Consider the following 16751-nt stretch of genomic DNA (forward strand, 5'->3'; position numbering starts at 1 on the left):
TCAAACAACACCTTGACCAGATTTTCGCGGACCAGGATGGAAACCTCTGGTGCCACTTCTGCACCAACGGTGGAACGTCTTTTGCTTACTGGGTCGCACACTGGCGGCAATGGGAACCCGGGTTTGAAAACGACTACCAGGGCTCCCTACCGTTCCGGCCTCTCACGGAGCTTGAACGTAACAGCGCTCCAACGCTTGAAGCTGCGGAAGCGCTCTCCTCCGGCTGGACTAAGAAACTTCTCGATAGTCATCTACGTGGCGGGAAAGTAAATCATCGGGTGGCGCGCCAATTGAGAACCAACACCGTGGAATCCACGGTTCGACTGGAGCAAACCACCTACACCGTGGAGGACGTCCGCGCGGTCCTGGACAAGTACCCAAAGGTCCACCGATACGGAAACGGCCGGAACCGGACCAACTCCCTGGCAGAGCATCGGGCATGGCGCGACGACCTGTACAACGCGGACGCGCTCAGTCTGGCCAAGATCAACGCCGCGGCCGAGTTCTGCCGGACGGAGCTGGTCCCCACGAACCGGATCACCACGGCGTCTCGGAGCACCTACGCGTGGAAACACACAATGCAGGAGCGCGGGGGCCGGTACACCACGAACGGGGAGTTCATCGTGGGAGCGCTCCTGGCTGGCCTCACTGGAGACTTCCGGCATTACAACCCGGTCCTCAGGGCCTCTCTCCTCGAGAGCGACGCCGCTCGAGAGCGACGCCTTGCCCGAAACATCAGCCGCGAGCACGAACAGGCATCGTGGCCGGACCGTCCCTGCGAGTGGGTCGTCCTGGCAGATGGTCACGTTGCAGAACAGCGGCTCAATATCCCCGTTACAAACCGAAAGGACAACTCCAATGTCTGAAAGCACCAGGCCGCGCGTACTCCGTCCGGTCACTATTGAAATTCCCGGAGAGGTCATCGAGGACGTGAACGGCGTCCCGGCCTATGTGGGCGAGACGCAGAAATTCTCTGGCTCGTTGTTCGGCTGGGACGAGATTTTGGAGGCTGAGCGAAATGACTGACTACACACTCCGAGCCGTCCCCTCGTGTCCCGCGTGTGGTGGCCGCTGGCTCAACTCATGGCGTTGGCAGCACCTGGCAGGCCCCAAGGACTGCAAACTCCGGACGGCGGAGGACGCGACACAGGCGGCTGATAGCTACCGGCTCCGGCTCACCGGCCGGACGTACCGCCGGCCAGTGACGGACGCCGAGCGAGCGTTGTGGCGACTGGTGGCCGGCCAAGACCTCCACGCGAACGCCGTCACGGTCGTCTACGCGGACTTTGCCTCCGGTATCTGGCCTCGCGCCATTGCCGGAGTCCCGAGCGCGGCTGACGTCGCCGCCCAAGCGGCATGACCAACGAGAGAAAGGACACTGAAATGACCACGACAGAAACCGAAACCACCACCGAGGACGCCCAGAACCAGGCCCAGGACGCCACAGAACCGCGTAACGATACTGGGACTAGTCTGGAGGATTCCAACGCGGGAGAGGAGCGTTCAGAGCCTCAAGACGAGTTGTCGAAACTCCGACGGGAGGCCGCCGGCCACCGTGTCAGCGCTCGAGAGGCGCGGGAGGAGCTGGAGGCGACCACTGGCCGGCTCAACAACGCGCAAGATGCTCTACTCGCCGCGGAGCTGAAAGCGCGCCGCGTCCAGGTGACTCCCGAGGCGCTCAAGGCGGTAGGGCTCCGTGATGGAGTGTTCGACGCAGAGACTGGTGCTCTCGATTCTCAGGCGTTGAGCGCGGCGCTGGCCACGGCTGAGGACACGTTTGGTCTCCGGCTCCGATACCGGCCAGCTCCTGATCCGACGGCAGGACGTGAGACTCCCCCCGGTGGAGACCGCCAGCCTGGTGGTTGGTCCAATGTGATCAATCCGAGGTAGGTGAGTACACGACGAGGCGCGCCTGTTCCCTGACCGCTGGCGCGCCTCGTCATCTCTAGAATAGAATGATTCTCAGGTCACGCGTCCAGGAGGCGCGGAGCCGTTCAAATTTCATAGTCATTGCTCTCCAGGCGAGAGCGCGAGCACTAGCCGGCAGGCCGGCCAGCTCGAGACAGCAGGACTCCCGTACCTGTTTCTTCTCTCGCCTTTGGAGGGCAATTGTCATGAGTACTACAACCTCTACCGCGGCCAACGCCTGGACCCCGGAAATCATTGACGAGCTGCTGGTCCAGCCGCTCCAGACTGAGTCCGTGGCCGCGCGTATCAGCCTGTTCCGCTCCGGCCTGTCCGGGGACCGTATGCGTTTCCCGATTGTCTCGGCTGATCCCAGCGCGGCGTGGGTTGACGAGGGCGAGGAGATTCCGGTCTCCGAGGCTCAGCTTGACGAGGTCGAGTCCCCTTTCCGCAAGGTGGCCGGCCTCTCCGTGATTTCCCGAGAGCTGGCCGAGGACAGCTCCCCGGCTGCTGCTGACGAGATTGGCCGAGGCCTGGTCCGCGATATCGCTCGCAAGGTGGACCTGGCCATGTTCACCGACGCCGGAGCCAAGGCTCCCGCTGGCCTGGCCACGCTGACCGGCTATACCCAGGTGGAGGCTCCCGAGACTCTGACCAACCTGGACCCGTTCGTGTCGGCTAAGTTCCGCGCCGCTGGTGTGGGAGCTGAGCTGGCCGCGTTCGTCATGTCGCCGGACGACGCCGAGGAGCTGGCCAAGCTCAAGGAGTCCAGCTCCTCCGCTAAGCGTCTGCTCACCGAGGCCGCCGGCCAGGCGGGGACGATGGTGATTGACGGTGTGCCCGTGGTGACGTCCCCTGCGCTGACCAACGGGATTAGCTGGGCGATCCCGAAGAACTCCGTGCGAGTCGGAGTCCGGCAGGACGCCAAGGTGGACGTGGATCACTCCGCGTTCTTCACGAGTGATCGTGTGGCCATTCGAGGCACGATGCGAATCGCAATCGGTTTCGGTCATCCCAAGGCAGTCGTCCAGATCGTTCGCCCGTCTGCATTGGTGGCCGGCTGAGCTGAGTGAGCATGGCGGCTCCTGTGGGGAACCTCCTCGCGGGAGCCGCCTCTCCCTATCCGGAACTACTGCCTGTCTCCGTAGCAAACCGATCCCGTTCTGACCTGGGGAAACTCTACTGTCTGTCCCGTCAGTAGTTCTGGAGTCTGCTGTCTGTCCAGAGAGGAGACACCAGGGGGGAGGGCCCCCCGGTCTGACGTCAGCTCGGTCTAGCGGCATAGGCTGTGACGGTTACTCCAAGATTCTGAGATTCTGCACCTTGGCCGGCAGACCCCCTGATTCCGCGCAATCCCGCACTTTCGAGGAGTAAAAGACATGGCTATTCGTGGCCCCAAACCGAAGAATTCATCACGGCTCCACCGTGAGTCGCGCGCTCAAGGCTGGCAGGACGTCGAGAACGTCCCCTACGCCGGCCGCGTGCCGTCCCTGCCACGGACGCGCGTGATCATGGGCAAGGACGGCCGCCCAGGGGCTCCCGTCCCGCTCCACAAGCTCACGAGGCAGTGGTGGAAAGCCGTCTCGAGGATGCCACATTGTGTCCTGTGGTCGCCGTCAGACTGGGCCTTTGCCCGGACCACGGCTCTGGTGGCAGACATGGCCTACCGCGGTAACGTCTCCGCGGCCACCGAGCTACGCAACCGGGAGAAGATCATGGGGACCACGAGCGAGGCTCGGAGAGACTTGCGGATCAACTACGTGGACCCCGCTCCAGTCTCCGCAGTCCCGGACCCGCGGCCGGCGGAGAACCTCGAGGAGCTGTACGGCGCGGACTGACCAGCCCGGGCTAAAGCTCTGTGACTAGGTGAAACGCCAGGGTTCCAGAGGTTCCATGCTGAAAGTAACTTCCTCTATATTTCTCCCTCATGAGGGAAGTTTGTTTGAGTATGGAACCGCTGGAACCGGGTTCAAATCACCCCGGGGCTGGCCGCACCCGGACCCCTGCGGTCGGCTTGTAAGATATAGTCTCTCAACACTATTTGGCTAGCCCCGCATCCCGCCGATGTCCTCGTTGATGCCGTAGCCCTGGCCCGCGGTGTCTGCGGTCCACACGAAGGACTGTGCTGCGGAAGTCTTCGGCCCGAAACGCTTGCCCGGAGCGGTGGTGAAAGTGCCGACGGCGCGCTCGCCCATCCGACCCCGATCGTCCTCGAACGCGTACGTGACCTTGAACCGGGTCCCGGAGGGCAGCTTGCCCGCGAAAATCTTGGCCGTGTGATCTGACGTAGGGTTCGCCCAGCCGGAGGTCAGGCGAAGACCGCGGGCAAAGCGCCCGCGCAACGGAGCGCCGTCGGCGGAAACCGCCTGAAGCGTGGCGTGCAGGCGACCCGGACCCGAGGAACGCGCCCACAGCACTGCCGAATTGGAGGAGACGTCACCGGAGGCAACGCCGCTGGGAAGAGTCAGGCGCTTGCTGATCAGCCCCGGTACGGGGCGCTCGCCGCGATGGGCGATCGCGGTGCCGGGGAGGGCAATGAGTGCCGCGCCGGCAAGGCTGCCGGAGACGAGTTGACGACGATTGATGGGCGCATTGTTGGTAGGCATGGGTTCATAGTGCTGGCCCCGAATGACATCCAACTTGCGGGTATCTGAACAATAATCGCGCTGGTCACACGCATATTTCCATGATCACGCTTTAGGGGACATGTGATGTTGACTTTCCCCGGGAACGGGCGTAATCCGAGAACTACACAACTACGTCGTGAAGCGGCCGAACGAGCTGGGCATTCGTGCGAGTGACCTGCGGGTTTTTTATCTGATCTGAGATCGCCGGGCCGGGGCCCCGTCGAGACACTTTTCGCCGCTGAGTAGTTGGGCCTGTGGGTCGTCAACGCAGTGGGCTTTCACCGTTTTTCCGTGGGAGACACCTGAGGCTCTGGCTCGTTCTGCATGATCAAGCATGATCGGAACCTGCAATGAGTTCTACAGCTAAAACCAAAGTACTGAGTGTGGCCGCCACCCTCGCGCTCGCGAGTTCAGCGGTGGTCTTGACGGGGGCACCCGCCCAAGCGGCGTCGCAACCCTATTTCACCTACGCCAATGGATGGCGTGTTCAGCAGCATCCGCGTTTGCTGGCGGATGTCAACGGCGATGGTCGGGATGACATCGTCGGTTTCGGCGACCAAGGTACCTACGTGGCTCTCGGCCGCGTGAACAGGACCTTTGCACCGCCTCAGTTGAGATTGCGTGATTTCGGATATGACCAAGGTTGGCGCGAGGGCCAGCACCCTCGTCAGCTTGCCGATGTCAATGACGACGGCAGGGCGGACGTGGTCGGTTTCGGTATTGCCGGAACCACTGTTGCCTATGGCCGAACGGACGGCGGTTTCACCGCGCCCACTCTTGCACTGCGTGATTACGGAACCAGCCAAGGCTGGCTCAAGAGTGAGCACGTGAGGGAATTGGGCGACGTCAACAATGACGGCCGGGCGGACATCGTTGGCTTCGGATATTCCAAAACCTACGTGTCGTACGCGCGAGTCGGCGGTGGCTTCACCGCTCCCACGGTTGCAGTGAACGACCTGACAGCGGCCCAGGGATGGAAGATCGGCGAACACCTTCGGGAGCTGGCGGACGTCAACGGTGACAATCGTGATGACATCGTGGCCTTCGGGGCCAAGGGAGTCACAGTTGCCTACGCGCGCTCGACCGGAGGATTCACGGCACCAACCGTGAGGGTCGGCGACTTCGGAACCAACCAAGGGTGGAGCGAGCAACGCACTCCGCGTGTCACGGGTGACCTCAATGGCGACCTGATCGAAGACCTCGTGGGATTCGGAAATGCGGGTACCTACGTGTCCTACGGCCGATTCGGTGGTGGCTTCAGCGCACCCACACTGAAGGTGGCCGACTTCGGCAGTTACGACGGCTGGAAGATCGGACACCATGTTCGCACGTTGGCCGATGCTAACGGTGACGGGACCGCAGACATCGTGGGGTTCGGATATTCGGGTACCTACGTGGCCCTGACCCAGCGTGACGGGTCCGTGGGCGCAGCCAGCTTGTGGCTCCGAGAGTTCGGCAACAACGACGGGTGGACCGTGGACCTGTATCCGCGTGTCTTGGCCGACGTGAACGGTGATAATCGAGCCGACGTGGTGGGGTTCGGTTACTCCAGCACGATTGTCGAGATGTTGAAACGTAGCTGAGTGGCAGCTCGTTGACACGTGATTCAGCGGCGGCCGTCCGCGGGAAACCGACGGGGACGGTCGCCGCCCCGTGCGTCAAGAGACCGAGTGTTTGATCATCACAGTGCCGGAGCGGATTTAGGCTGTACCGGGTAAGGAGTCAACACGGAAAGTAGGCGCAGCCGGTGGAGATCGAACCCAGGGCAGTCTTTGATGCGGTGGATCTACTGGGTGTGATCACCAATGGGATTCTCGGTGGCGTGGTGGCCCGGCACCTCAAGTTGGACCTGGTGGGTTTCACGTTCCTGGCCATCATTTCCGGGTTGGGCGGGGGCATGCTGCGCGACACCTTGTTGCAGCAAGGGTTCCCGGTGGCGCTCAGTAATCCCGCTTACCTGACCACGGCTCTGGCGGGCGCGCTCATTGCCTACCTGTTGCCCTTGGATCAACGGTGGACGCAGCGCGGGCTTTTCTTTGTGGATACTCTTTCGGTCGGTTGTTGGGCTGCCACCGGAACCATCAAGGGGCTAGCGGCCGGATTGGGATGGATGCCGTCTATCCTGCTGGGCGTGGTCACTGCCGTGGGTGGCGGCATGATCCGCGATGTTGCGGTGGGCCGATTGCCCGCGATCTTCGGCGGCAACACCCTCTATGCGACCAGCGCCTTGATCGCCAGTATCGAGATGTACTTGCTGGCGCAGTTGGGCCAACACACCGTTGGCATGGCCGGTGCCATCGTTCTCAGCGCTGCGATCAGTTTGGCAGCAAGGAAGTTCGGGTGGAGCTTGCCGGGCCCCGCGAACTTGAGTCCCAAAGCCTTCAAACGGCTGGCCCGGCTACCTCGCCCCAAGCGGCTAGCAAGGAAGAAGCGCGATGGTTCTGACCGCGCAGCGGGGCAAGGTGGCGGGAGTAGCATCGGCCAGGAAGGAAGCAACGAGGAGGGCGCAGCATGACATCCACGCAGGTGGCGGAGCAGGTTCTCAAGGGTCAGTCGAACATCAAGGACTGGCAGGAAGAGCTGTACAAGGACTTCCACTCCCACCCCGAACTGAGTTTCCATGAGGAGCGCACGTCCACCATCGTGGCCGAGAAGCTCAAGGAGTTCGAGTTCGAGGTCCACGAAAAGGTGGGGCTCACCGGCGTCGTCGGCGTGTTGAGCAACGGTGACGGACCCGTGGTGCTGATGCGCGCGGACATGGACGCGCTGCCCGTCAAGGAAGCGACCGGCCTGGACTACGTCAGCACCGAGACGTTCACGGACGAGAACGGGAACACGACCCCCGTGATGCACGCGTGCGGTCACGATGTGCATGTGGCCTCACTCCTGGGCGCCGCACGTTTGCTGTCCGAGTCCCAGGACGCGTGGCAGGGCACGTTCATCGCCCTGTTCCAACCGGCAGAAGAACTCGGCACGGGCGCGCAGTCGATGGTGGACGACGGGCTGAAGGACGTGATTCCGCAGCCCACCGTGGCCCTGAGCCAGCACGTGATGGCCAAGCCTGCCGGAACGCTGAGCACTCACGTTGGCCCCTTCCTCTCCATGGGTGCGAGCATTCGCGTGACCCTGTTCGGACGCGGTAGCCACGGATCCATGCCGCACCTGTCCATCGACCCCGTGGTGTTGGCCTCCATGGTGGTGGTCCGTTTGCAAACCGTGGTCTCACGGGAAATCGAACCCGGGGAGTTCGCGGTACTGACCGTCGGAAAGCTGACGGTCGGCTCCAAGAGCAACATCATCGACGATCACGCGGTGCTGGAACTCAACATCCGCGCCTACAGCACGGCCGTGCGAGATCATCTGATCGAAGCCATCAAACGGATCTCCAAGGCGGAGACAGAGGCGTCCGGTTCACTCGAGGAGCCCGAGTTCGAGGTCATCAACAGCTACCCGCTGACCGACAATGACGCAGACACGACCCACACCGTGGCCGAGGCATTCGTCGAGTACTTCCCGGCTGATGCCATCCGCGAGTACGGCCGCCAGACCGCGAGTGAGGATTTCAGCGACATCCCCAATGCGTTGGGCGTGCCCTACACCTACTGGGCTGTGGGTGGAACCGATCCGGAGGCGTACGCGCGGGCGGAGGCCAACGGCACCATTACGCAAGACATCCCGGGCAATCACTCGCCGATGTTCGCCCCGGTCATCCAGCCAACCCTGACGGAAGCCACCGCGGCCATCGTGGTGGCTTCGACCGCCTGGCTGGGTCGGTAGCCGCTCGACCGGCAGTCAATTAACCGACGACGGCGCCCGGTCACCTCCGCGCGGGAGGTGACCGGGCGCCGTCGTCGGTCGTGATCGGTTAGGGGGTCTTGGTGGTGGTGGTGGGGGCCGGGTTGGTCCACTGCTTGGGGCCGTTCTTGGCCGCGAGCAAAGCGAAGATCACGATGACCGCCAGGATGATGGGGGCGGTGTAGAGGCCCAGGTTGTAGTTGCCGGTGACCGACTGGATGGTGCCCCACAGCGGAGCGCCCAGGGCGTTGCCAATGTAGTAGAAGGACAGGCCCAGGGACAGCAGCTTGCTGTAATCGCGAGCGCCGACCGACTGACGCAAGACGAGTGGCGGGGCGACCGTGGCGTTGGAGACACCGGCGGACATGCAGACCATGGCCATCAGCGGCAGCGCCATGGCCATGGCACCGAACCCGGAGGCCGCCGTCGACATCTGCGGCAGGTACAGGAAGCCCAGCGCCATGAGGCCCAGGGTGATGGCCATCATCCAGATCACGCCGATCTTGTCGTTGATGATGCCGAGCAGCGGCTTCCACAGGATCAGGGTGAACGTCCACGTGGCCAGCAACAGGCTGAACGCGGAAATGTTTTCGCCGGTGTAGACCTTCAGCAGAATGGCCAGCACCTGCGTCACGGACACGATCATGCCGATCAGCACGAAGGCCAGTGCCAGAAGCCAGAACCAGGGGCTGCGCAGAGCGTCGCGGAGCACGAAACCGGGGAGCTTGGTGGGGTCCTGGCTGTGGGCTTCCTCATTCTCGCCGGGCACCGCGCCATAGGGGAGTAGACCCACGTCGGCGGGGGTATTGCGCACCAGGAACACGGTGGCGATCAAGGAGAGCGTCACCAGAACGATGGCCATGGTCATGATGGTGGGGCGCCAGCCCAGCGACTCTGCCATGCGCGGGCTCAGGATGGACCACAGCAGACCGCCCACGCCGGAACCGGAAAGCACGATGCCCAGGACCAGACCGCGCTTGGCCTCGAACCAGGACGTGGTGATGACCGGGGGAATGGGTGCCTGGGACAGCCCGTAACCCATGCCGATGACTGCGCCGGCCACATAGAACATGAACGGGTTGGGCGCGAAGGAGAACAGCAGTACACCCAGGCCCATGATGCACGAGCCCACACCCAGCATCACGCGGGGACCGAACTTGGCAATCAAGGGGCCGGCGGCGAACATCATGGTCACCACAATGGTGATGGTCAGGACCGTGAAGTAAATAAGGAAGGCGGGTTGACCGCCGTTGGCGGGGTTTCCGGTCTCGTCCGTGAACATGTCACCCACGATGAACGGGTGCAGTAGGGACAATCCTGACAGCACCACGGAAGCCGCAATCATGATCATGAAGCCACCGGCCGCGACCATCCAGTGTCGCGGGGTCATCCCCTGGGGTGGTCTGGTGGTTGTTTCCGCGGTGGTTTCCATGCTGTGCTCCCTATTGTTCTTATCAAGACCAACCGGTCACGCGATGAGACCGGCACCGCCGGAACTTAGATACAACGAGTAAAGACCCGCGATGCGAACGGGGACTCACATGGCTTGGGTCTCTCGACAGTATCCAAAAATCACGCCCTGTAGGCCGATTGACCACAGGTTCCCGAACCATTACTGCGGTCCTTGATTCGGAAATAATATCTGGATCAAGTATGTTGTTGTGGTCATGAAGGCTTTCGGATTCTTGAGTTTCGGTCACTACGGCTCCGGTCGCGGGCCCGGCGATCCTGATGCGCGGCAGTCCTTGCGGGACGCCATTGAGATCGCAGAGGGCGCGGACGAGCTGGGCGTCAACGGTGCCTATTTCCGCGTGCACCACTACGCTCGCCAGTCCGCTTCTCCCATGCCGCTGTTGAGCGCCATCGCCGCGCGTACCCGCCGCATCGAGGTAGGCACCGGCGTGATCGACATGCGCTAGAGCATGTCGCGGTTGTGACACTCGTTCCGTAAGCTTGGTTGCATGGTCGAACTGGTAGCGCTGAGGAAGACGAACGAGGTGGCCGCGTACGTCCGCGCCTCCATGGACCGCAAGGGCGACCGCTGGACGGTCGATACGCAGCTGAGGAAGATCAGGGCGCTGGCCGAGGCCAAGGACTGGAACGTCGTCGAGGTCTACGAGGACAACGCCGTGTCGGCGACGAAGAAGCGCCGCGCTGGCACCCGCTGGGCCGAGATGCTGGACGATGCCCGCGCGGGCCGCTTCTCGATGGTGGTCGCCGTGGACATGGACCGGCTGCTGCGCAGCACGAAGGACCTCAACACCTTGATTGACCTGGGGCTGCGGGTCGTCACCGTGGACGGCGAGATCGACCTCTCGACGGCCGACGGTGAGTTCCGAGCGACGATGCTCGCGGCACTGGCCCGGTTCGAGGCCAGGCGTAAGGCGGAGCGTCAGATCAGGTCGAACGAGCGCCGACGCTTCGAGGGCATCCCGACGAGCGCCTGGAAGGCGTTCGGGTGGACGCGAGAGGGCGAGCTGATCCCGGAGGAGGCCGACGCCGTCCGGCGGGCCTTCGCCGCGTTCCTCGGCGAGCCGTCGCTGTCGATCCGGCGAATCCGCGAGGATCTGAACGGTGCCGGTCATCTCACCGCCCGCGGGTCGGAGTTCTCCGTCGATGCCGTGCGCTACCTCCTGGCGAACCCGCTCTACGCTGGCTACATCAAGCACTACGCGTCGGGCGAGCTGTACCCGGTGCAGGGCGACGCGTTCCCGCCCATCGTCGGCGAGCAAACGTGGCGGGCCGCGGTGGCGAAGCTGGAGGACAACGTGCGAAGGTCGGCGAGGCAGGGTAACCAGCCGAAGTACCTCCTGTCCACGATCGGGCTGTGCGGGAAGTGCGGCGCGACGCTCGTCTCCGGGACGAACAGTCGCAAGCAGCCGACGTACCGCTGCGGCGAGCAGTTCCATCTCACCCGCCAGCGCGAGCCCGTCGATGCGATGGTGACCGAGGCGGTGCTCACCCGCTTGTCCTCGGTGGATGTGCACAACCTCGTGATGCCGCAGGAGGACGATGGGCCAGATCACGAGGAGTTGCTGACGGAGCGGAACGCCCTGGTCGAGCGGGTGAAGGAGCTGAGCCCGCTGCTGCGTGACATCCATCAGCCGGTCCTGGAGATCACGGCGGCGATCAACGACGTGAAGGCCCGCATCGATGAGATCGACGCGGAGCTGCTCGACCGTTCGGTTTCGGTGGCGGCGAAGTTGCTCGCGGACGTGGACGAGCCGGTCGGCACCGCGGAGCGCCGCGAGGTGGTCGAGGCGAAGTGGAAGACGTTGGACGTGGACCGCCGCCGGATGCTCGTGGACGAGCTGGTGACGGTGACCATCGAGCCCATCGCGCCCGGTCACGTGAAGTTCGACCCCGACCTCATTCGTATAGAGCCGCGTCGCGACTGACACGCGAGTCGACTCGTCAGTGGACTGGTGAGTCGACTCGTGGGACAATGGTTGCAGACAAGAAGATCCCACCGGGGGCCAGACTTTGAAGCTGGCGGTACTACTCCCGGATGAGTAGCCGGTCAAACAGCCCAATTACCGTGGCGGGGAACCGGAAGCACACTCATGTTTGAGGACTTCCGATGTCTGTCGTTATCGACGCTCCCCGCGCATCTGCGCTGGACTGCCCTGGGCTCGACCAGGATTCGACCCCCGATCCGCAGGCTGATGGGCTCGATCCCGTCATCGCTGCCGCCCTCGCCGCCGGTCGCCGAGCTGGTGAGCGCCTGGCCCGCACGCCGCTGACTCCGCGCCAGCGGGCCGCGGTCGCCGCCGTGATGGGTGGTGATCGCTGATGAGCGCCAACTCCGCCGCCTTCGCCCACGTGAACGGCTTCCGCTGGCGTGTGGGCGACCCCACCCTCGCCGACAGCGAAGCGCACCTCTACGACCTCGGCGTGCTCCGCTCCGTGCTGGAGGAGGCCGTCGAGATGGCCGTCGCCGATGCCCGCGCCGACGGGGTGACCTGGGCCAAGATCGGCGACGCCCTCGGCGTCACGCATCAGGCCGTCATCAAGCGTTACCGCAAGGGTGGTGCCCGATGAACGCCGCCGAACGCACCAGCGCCACCGCTCCCGCTGACCTGACCAGCCCGACCGATGGGCCTGGCCTGGCATCCGCCGGAGGCGGGCTGCCCGTCGTCGTGATGCCCGTCCTCATCCGTGCTCCGCACTCCAAGAGTTCTGGAAGCCTCATCCGTTCCTACGGGCGCGGCAAGGGCTTGTCGATTGCCGCGCCATGCAACAACATGCCTGGTCAGCTGCCGGTTTCGCCTTCGCTCCACCGCGTGACCCCGCAGGATCATTTGGGGGTCAATAGGGGGTCATTTAAGGCGCCGCACGCTCCTTCCGACGTCCTGGGCGGTGGTCGCCGTGGCTAAGCAGGAGAACAACCCGACGAGCATCGGGCTCACGCAGTACCTCGATCCGTCGTACTGGACCTGGGCCGCCGAGGACGCGAACGGGGCCGCGCTGCTCCAGCAGGGAGCCGGGGCGATCCTCGCCTACGTGGTGCAGCGGCTCGAGGCGATCGGCTGTGAGGTCGTCGAGGCCTACGGCATCGTGCACGACAAGGACGAGTGCAAGGTCTGGAGCGACACCGAGAAGACCCTCGTGGTCGAGCCGAAGCCGGATCACCTGCACGCGGTGATCAAGTTCGCCAGCCGCGCGAAGAGCGCGCCTCTGGATCGGCTCGCGTTTGGCATCGGCGTCGAACCGCAGTACGTCGAGAAGCCCGGTCGCGGGCGGTACGCCTTCGACAACATGCTCTCGTACCTGACGCACGTGAAGTACGCGGACAAGCACCAGTACGCGCCTTCGGAGGTCGCCACGGTGCGCGGGCCGGACTACCTCGGCATCGACGCCCAGCGCCGGGAGACGTGGCTCAAGGGTCGCGCCCACGTGAAGAAGAAGGTCGTCGCCGAGAACTTCGAGGACATGCGCGAGCGCGTGCTCCAGGGCGAGATCACGCGCGATCAGATCATGCTTACCGATGAACTGTTCGACATCTACTCGCGGCATCAGCGGGAGATCGACGATGCCCTGTCCGCCTACGGTCAACGCCGCGCGTACCGGGCGGCGGCGAAGCTCCGCGCCGGTGAGTTCTCGACGCACGTGGTATTCGTGCACGGGGATGCCGGTATCGGCAAGACCCGGTTCGCCACGGACTTCATCACCGAGGCGATCAACGCGGCGAACGCCCACGGCGAGCGGTGGCAGGTCTACCGGGCCGCCACGGGGAACCCCCTCGATGACTGGCGCGGGGAGGAAGTGCTGCTGCTCGACGATCTGCGCGCCTCGGCGATGGACGCGAACGACTGGCTGCTGCTGCTCGATCCGTACAACGCCTCCCCGGCGAAGGCGCGCTATAAGAACAAGGGCGAGGTGGCCCCGCGTCTCATCGTCATCACGGCGACGATCGAGCCCGTCGAGTTCTTCTACTACGCCCGTCAGAAGGGCAACGTGGACGAGGCGCTGGACCAGTTCATCCGCCGCCTGGCCTCGGTCGTGAAGGTCTACCGTGCCGACGAGATCAACCGCTACCTCGTGCAGCACATCGGAAGGATCGAGCCCTACGAGTGGCATCAGTGCAGCGTTCCGGCCGCCGCGCACACGCCCGGCATGTACGGGAACGCGTACCACCGGAACGCCGGGTCGCGGGAACTGACCTACGGTCCGGAGACCTCGGCCGACCACGACGCGGACGGCGCGGTCGCGGAGCTGCTGAGCGGGCTCGCCGTGCGGAGTCCGGACGTGCCGCTGGCACTGATCGGAGGTGCCGCATGAGCACCGAACTGGACGCGCTCTTCCAGGGGGTCGAGGGGGCCGGAGGCCCCTCGCAAGCAGGCATGGAGGACACGAGCGTCAGCGATGTGTCCGACATGCCTACTGCTTGCCACTCTGGCGTACAGGTGGAGCAGCAGACCGACTCCCAGGTGAACACGGGTTGGGCTGATGCGGAGGCTGTGCGGCAGAGTCACGGCGGCGCGAAGCGTCGTCGTGGGGGCCGCGCGAAGCTCGATACCGACTTCGGAGAGGCCACGCTCGCGGCGCTTCGCACTCGTGCGAAGCGGCTCGGGCTGGCTCCGAGCACGTGGGTGCGGGCCGTCGTGCGCGATGCCCTCCACGCCTCTCGGAGCGAGGAGCTGGACGCCGCCGTGGCCGCGCACCTGCTCGGCGTCGAGGCGCGCGCGCAGGTGTCGGCGGACGCGCGTGAGCTGGCCGCGCAGATCCGCCCGCTGGCGATCAACGTCAACGACCTGGACCACCGAGCACGTGCCGGTGAGGCGGTGGCGCTGTCGTCGGAGGTGCCCGAGCTGATCGAGCTGCTGCGCGAGGTCCGCGCCCTGCTCGGTGATCGGACGGCGTCATGAGCACGACGCACTACAGCCCGAGCGCCAGCGCCGCCGACACGGAGCGCTATATCCGGGGCAAGGAGGACGAGCGGGGCGTCGCGATCACGTGCGATGTGCCGGGAGGCCCCGGCGCGTTCTCGGCGCGCGCTCGGGCGCTCACGCAGAACACGACGCGCGAGGTCGAGGCGCTGCACTACCGCCAGTCGTTCAGCGACGAGGAGTTCGACCCGAAGAACCCCGAACACGTGCAGCGGGTGAACGACCTGGGCTACCAGCTCGCCAAGAAGATGCACCCGGATTCCGACTGCCTCGTCGTCAGTCATGTGGATGGGCGGGGAAAGAAGCCGCACAACCATATTTTGGTTCTCAATCACAACAACCGCACGGGAAAGGCGCTCTCGGACTATCGCACGTTCCACGACCGCAAGACCGGGAATCAGAAGGGCGTGCAGTCGGCGAACGACGAGCTGATGCGCGAGCACGGGCTCTCGGTCGTGAAGCGGCTGGAGCACGCGCCGAAGGACTGGGAGCTGCGCCGCGAAGACTTCGCCGAGGGGTCGCTCGACCGCGAGATGGGCGACCGGATGAGTGCGGCGCTGGCCGATCCCCGCGCGGTGGACAAGGCCGGTCTGGTCTCGGTGATCGAGGAGCAGAACCAGCAGCTCGGTGATGACGGGGATCGGGTGCCACGGATGCGGCTGCACAGCCCCGTCAGCAAGAAGGGCAAACGCGCCGGGCAGGAGACCTGGACGCTCTACATCGAGGACCGCCGCGGCGAGTCCGGGCGTGCCGAGCGCCGCAAGCGCACGAGCGCACTCTCGGCGGACTTCACCCCGGAGGGCGCGCAGGCGTTCTTCGACTACCACCAGCAGCAGAAGGAGCAGGAACATGAGCGCAGCACTCGACAGGCTGAAGCAGCAGAACGGGCCCGTGCAGTCGCCGCAACCGCTCGGCAGTCCGGAGACGATGGAGCTGTTGACCTCGATCCTCGCCGCCGTCGAGGCGCAGAATACGAGGATCGCCACGCTGACCGAGCAGCAGAAGAAGCTCGCGGGGTTCGTGAAGGTGGACAGCGAGGAGCAGGAGAAGCAGCTCTCCGCGATCTCGCATCAGCTGACCTCAACGTCGCCGCCGCCGGAGTCGAACGAGAACAGCGAACTGCTCGCCGGAATCGCGTCCACTCTCGCGGGTATGAGCGTGAACCTCAACGGGGAGAGTCTGAAGGGCTCAGCCTCTAAGTCCGAGGCTGCCGCCAAGCATCTCGATGAGAGCCGGGCTAAGTTCGAGCGGGCCGCGAACGGTGCGCAGAAGGCCTGGCGGGAGTCGATCACCCAAGCCAGCGCCGAGGCGACGAGTGCGATCAGCACGGCCCGGGATCAGGCTGTGCAGTCGATCGAGAGGGCCGCTGCCGACGCCGGGGCCGTGGCAACAGCCAAGATTGACGCCGCGAACGAGCGGGCCGAAAAGATCATCGCCACAACGGCGAAGCTGGAGGCCCGTCAGCTTTGGTCTGTCGCCGCGTCGATGTGCCTCGCGCTGCTGCCGGTCGCAGTGATCGTCGCGGGTGTTTGGATGGCCGTCGCCGGGCTTATCACGGGCGCTCAGTGGGCCCTCGACGTGGACGGGAGCGTGTGGCTCGGGATCGGTCGCTGGCTCGTGGTCTCCATGGGCCTCGCCGGGGCCGGCTACGGACTCTTCGCGTCCGTCCGCTGGGTCGCCGGTCTCGTGGAGACCTGGAAGGGCCGCGGGATGCCGAGGTGGCCCCGTTGGCGGTGATGGCTGGATCCGATCGAGCTACCGGTTCCGATCAGCAGTCGAAGGATTTTCGCAGCAGCCAGTCCTGCGGCCTCGGTGCCGCCGCCGTAGCCTGACGAGCATCCCGGCCGTGACGGCCATCGCGACGGCGATCCCGGCACCGATGATCCAGGGATTGCCGAGGAGCCCTCCGACGCCTGCGAGTGCTCCGCCCGCTGCGATGAGCGGCAGGCCGCAGCAGAGCAGCAACGGAAGCGCGCAGCATGCCAGTAGGAGCAGCCCGGTCCCTGCGGCGACGATGGGACCGGCGCGCCGTTCG

General features: G+C 64.7%; 19 protein-coding genes and 1 pseudogene. 18 read left to right on the forward strand and 2 right to left on the reverse strand.

The window, feature by feature from the left end; translation table 11 throughout:
- Window positions 1-290 precede the first annotated feature (290 nt).
- The 6 genes from RF638_RS04380 (at window position 291) to RF638_RS04405 (ending at window position 3743) form a co-directional block, all read left to right on the forward strand.
- Entirely contained in the window at window positions 291-866 is a 576-nt protein-coding gene (locus RF638_RS04380; RefSeq protein ID WP_368841506.1) for a hypothetical protein, read from the forward strand.
- A complete protein-coding gene (locus tag RF638_RS04385) occupies window positions 859-1026 on the forward strand; it encodes a hypothetical protein (RefSeq protein WP_368841507.1) in 168 nt (55 codons plus the stop codon). Before RF638_RS04380 ends, RF638_RS04385 begins: the two co-directional genes overlap by 8 nt.
- On the forward strand, window positions 1019-1360 hold the full coding sequence (locus RF638_RS04390; protein WP_368841508.1) for a hypothetical protein: 342 nt from the start codon (window positions 1019-1021) through the stop codon (window positions 1358-1360). The genes RF638_RS04385 and RF638_RS04390 overlap by 8 nt, the downstream gene beginning before the upstream one ends.
- Before the next feature lie 23 nt (window positions 1361-1383).
- Window positions 1384-1890 (forward strand): hypothetical protein, encoded by a 507-nt coding sequence (locus tag RF638_RS04395; RefSeq protein WP_368841509.1) that lies wholly within the window; start codon window positions 1384-1386, stop codon window positions 1888-1890.
- A 65-nt stretch (window positions 1891-1955) separates the two neighbouring features.
- Window positions 1956-2969: a phage major capsid protein gene (locus RF638_RS04400; protein ID WP_368841510.1), complete on the forward strand. Its 1014-nt coding sequence runs from the start codon at window positions 1956-1958 to the stop codon at window positions 2967-2969.
- A 315-nt stretch (window positions 2970-3284) separates the two neighbouring features.
- The gene (locus RF638_RS04405; protein ID WP_368841511.1) at window positions 3285-3743 is read left to right on the forward strand and encodes a hypothetical protein; all 459 of its coding nucleotides are present in this window, start codon (window positions 3285-3287) and stop codon (window positions 3741-3743) included.
- A 207-nt stretch (window positions 3744-3950) separates the two neighbouring features.
- On the opposite strand, the gene RF638_RS04410 is transcribed toward RF638_RS04405, so the two are convergent.
- Window positions 3951-4511 (reverse strand): PhoD-like phosphatase N-terminal domain-containing protein, encoded by a 561-nt coding sequence (locus RF638_RS04410; protein ID WP_368841512.1) that lies wholly within the window; start codon window positions 4509-4511, stop codon window positions 3951-3953.
- Window positions 4512-4882: 371 nt separating this feature from the next.
- On the opposite strand from RF638_RS04410, the gene RF638_RS04415 reads away from it, so the two are divergent.
- The 3 genes from RF638_RS04415 (at window position 4883) to RF638_RS04425 (ending at window position 8309) form a co-directional block, all read left to right on the forward strand.
- Entirely contained in the window at window positions 4883-6115 is a 1233-nt protein-coding gene (locus RF638_RS04415) for an FG-GAP repeat domain-containing protein (RefSeq protein WP_368841513.1), read from the forward strand.
- A gap of 164 nt (window positions 6116-6279) precedes the next feature.
- Window positions 6280-7047: a trimeric intracellular cation channel family protein gene (locus tag RF638_RS04420; RefSeq protein WP_095797493.1), complete on the forward strand. Its 768-nt coding sequence runs from the start codon at window positions 6280-6282 to the stop codon at window positions 7045-7047.
- Window positions 7044-8309, forward strand: a complete 1266-nt coding sequence (locus tag RF638_RS04425; RefSeq protein ID WP_368841514.1) for an amidohydrolase — start codon at window positions 7044-7046, stop codon at window positions 8307-8309. The genes RF638_RS04420 and RF638_RS04425 overlap by 4 nt, the downstream gene beginning before the upstream one ends.
- Window positions 8310-8397: 88 nt before the next feature.
- Here RF638_RS04425 and RF638_RS04430 read toward each other — a convergent pair whose 3' ends face one another.
- Window positions 8398-9759 carry an MFS transporter gene (locus RF638_RS04430; protein WP_368841515.1) on the reverse strand — a complete coding sequence of 454 codons (1362 nt, stop codon included), beginning with the start codon at window positions 9757-9759 and terminating at the stop codon, window positions 8398-8400.
- Window positions 9760-9994: 235 nt separating this feature from the next.
- Between RF638_RS04430 and RF638_RS04435 the strand changes: the two are divergent.
- The 9 genes and pseudogenes from RF638_RS04435 to RF638_RS04475 form a co-directional block, all read left to right on the forward strand.
- Window positions 9995-10243 (forward strand): annotated as a pseudogene (locus RF638_RS04435) (LLM class flavin-dependent oxidoreductase); the annotation flags it as partial.
- Window positions 10244-10288: 45 nt separating this feature from the next.
- Window positions 10289-11725 (forward strand): recombinase family protein, encoded by a 1437-nt coding sequence (locus RF638_RS04440; protein WP_061225161.1) that lies wholly within the window; start codon window positions 10289-10291, stop codon window positions 11723-11725.
- 182 nt (window positions 11726-11907) lie between these two features.
- Entirely contained in the window at window positions 11908-12120 is a 213-nt protein-coding gene (locus RF638_RS04445; protein ID WP_053446998.1) for a hypothetical protein, read from the forward strand.
- Window positions 12120-12368, forward strand: a complete 249-nt coding sequence (locus RF638_RS04450) for a helix-turn-helix domain-containing protein (protein ID WP_035123395.1) — start codon at window positions 12120-12122, stop codon at window positions 12366-12368. Before RF638_RS04445 ends, RF638_RS04450 begins: the two co-directional genes overlap by 1 nt.
- Window positions 12365-12703, forward strand: a complete 339-nt coding sequence (locus RF638_RS04455; protein WP_081046168.1) for a hypothetical protein — start codon at window positions 12365-12367, stop codon at window positions 12701-12703. The genes RF638_RS04450 and RF638_RS04455 overlap by 4 nt, the downstream gene beginning before the upstream one ends.
- On the forward strand, window positions 12687-14108 hold the full coding sequence (locus RF638_RS04460) for a Rep family protein (protein ID WP_368841516.1): 1422 nt from the start codon (window positions 12687-12689) through the stop codon (window positions 14106-14108). The genes RF638_RS04455 and RF638_RS04460 overlap by 17 nt, the downstream gene beginning before the upstream one ends.
- Window positions 14105-14695, forward strand: coding sequence for a hypothetical protein (locus RF638_RS04465; RefSeq protein ID WP_053447000.1), 591 nt, complete (start codon window positions 14105-14107; stop codon window positions 14693-14695). Before RF638_RS04460 ends, RF638_RS04465 begins: the two co-directional genes overlap by 4 nt.
- Window positions 14692-15915 (forward strand): relaxase/mobilization nuclease domain-containing protein, encoded by a 1224-nt coding sequence (locus tag RF638_RS04470; protein ID WP_368841517.1) that lies wholly within the window; start codon window positions 14692-14694, stop codon window positions 15913-15915. The genes RF638_RS04465 and RF638_RS04470 overlap by 4 nt, the downstream gene beginning before the upstream one ends.
- The gene (locus tag RF638_RS04475) at window positions 15869-16453 is read left to right on the forward strand and encodes a hypothetical protein (RefSeq protein WP_006840953.1); all 585 of its coding nucleotides are present in this window, start codon (window positions 15869-15871) and stop codon (window positions 16451-16453) included. The genes RF638_RS04470 and RF638_RS04475 overlap by 47 nt, the downstream gene beginning before the upstream one ends.
- The last annotated feature ends 298 nt before the right edge of the window (window positions 16454-16751 follow it).

Origin of the sequence: Kocuria sp. CPCC 205235 (genome assembly GCF_040980905.1) — a bacterium.
Taxonomy (GTDB): Bacteria; Actinomycetota; Actinomycetes; order Actinomycetales; family Micrococcaceae; genus Kocuria; species Kocuria carniphila.

What these genes read in the sequence shown, in the direction of transcription:
- RF638_RS04385 (WP_368841507.1), top strand. Translation starts at nt 859, where the DNA reads ATGTCTGAAAGCACCAGGCCGCGCGTACTCCGTCCGGTCACTATTGAA.
- RF638_RS04390 (WP_368841508.1), top strand. Translation starts at nt 1,019, where the DNA reads ATGACTGACTACACACTCCGAGCCGTCCCCTCGTGTCCCGCGTGTGGT.
- RF638_RS04395 (WP_368841509.1), top strand. Translation starts at nt 1,384, where the DNA reads ATGACCACGACAGAAACCGAAACCACCACCGAGGACGCCCAGAACCAG.
- RF638_RS04400 (WP_368841510.1), top strand. Translation starts at nt 1,956, where the DNA reads ATGATTCTCAGGTCACGCGTCCAGGAGGCGCGGAGCCGTTCAAATTTC.
- RF638_RS04405 (WP_368841511.1), top strand. Translation starts at nt 3,285, where the DNA reads ATGGCTATTCGTGGCCCCAAACCGAAGAATTCATCACGGCTCCACCGT.
- RF638_RS04410 (WP_368841512.1), bottom strand. Translation starts at nt 4,511, where the DNA reads ATGCCTACCAACAATGCGCCCATCAATCGTCGTCAACTCGTCTCCGGC.
- RF638_RS04415 (WP_368841513.1), top strand. Translation starts at nt 4,883, where the DNA reads ATGAGTTCTACAGCTAAAACCAAAGTACTGAGTGTGGCCGCCACCCTC.
- RF638_RS04425 (WP_368841514.1), top strand. Translation starts at nt 7,044, where the DNA reads ATGACATCCACGCAGGTGGCGGAGCAGGTTCTCAAGGGTCAGTCGAAC.
- RF638_RS04430 (WP_368841515.1), bottom strand. Translation starts at nt 9,759, where the DNA reads ATGGAAACCACCGCGGAAACAACCACCAGACCACCCCAGGGGATGACC.
- RF638_RS04440 (WP_061225161.1), top strand. Translation starts at nt 10,289, where the DNA reads ATGGTCGAACTGGTAGCGCTGAGGAAGACGAACGAGGTGGCCGCGTAC.
- RF638_RS04445 (WP_053446998.1), top strand. Translation starts at nt 11,908, where the DNA reads ATGTCTGTCGTTATCGACGCTCCCCGCGCATCTGCGCTGGACTGCCCT.
- RF638_RS04450 (WP_035123395.1), top strand. Translation starts at nt 12,120, where the DNA reads ATGAGCGCCAACTCCGCCGCCTTCGCCCACGTGAACGGCTTCCGCTGG.
- RF638_RS04455 (WP_081046168.1), top strand. Translation starts at nt 12,365, where the DNA reads ATGAACGCCGCCGAACGCACCAGCGCCACCGCTCCCGCTGACCTGACC.
- RF638_RS04465 (WP_053447000.1), top strand. Translation starts at nt 14,105, where the DNA reads ATGAGCACCGAACTGGACGCGCTCTTCCAGGGGGTCGAGGGGGCCGGA.
- RF638_RS04470 (WP_368841517.1), top strand. Translation starts at nt 14,692, where the DNA reads ATGAGCACGACGCACTACAGCCCGAGCGCCAGCGCCGCCGACACGGAG.
- RF638_RS04475 (WP_006840953.1), top strand. Translation starts at nt 15,869, where the DNA reads ATGAGCGTGAACCTCAACGGGGAGAGTCTGAAGGGCTCAGCCTCTAAG.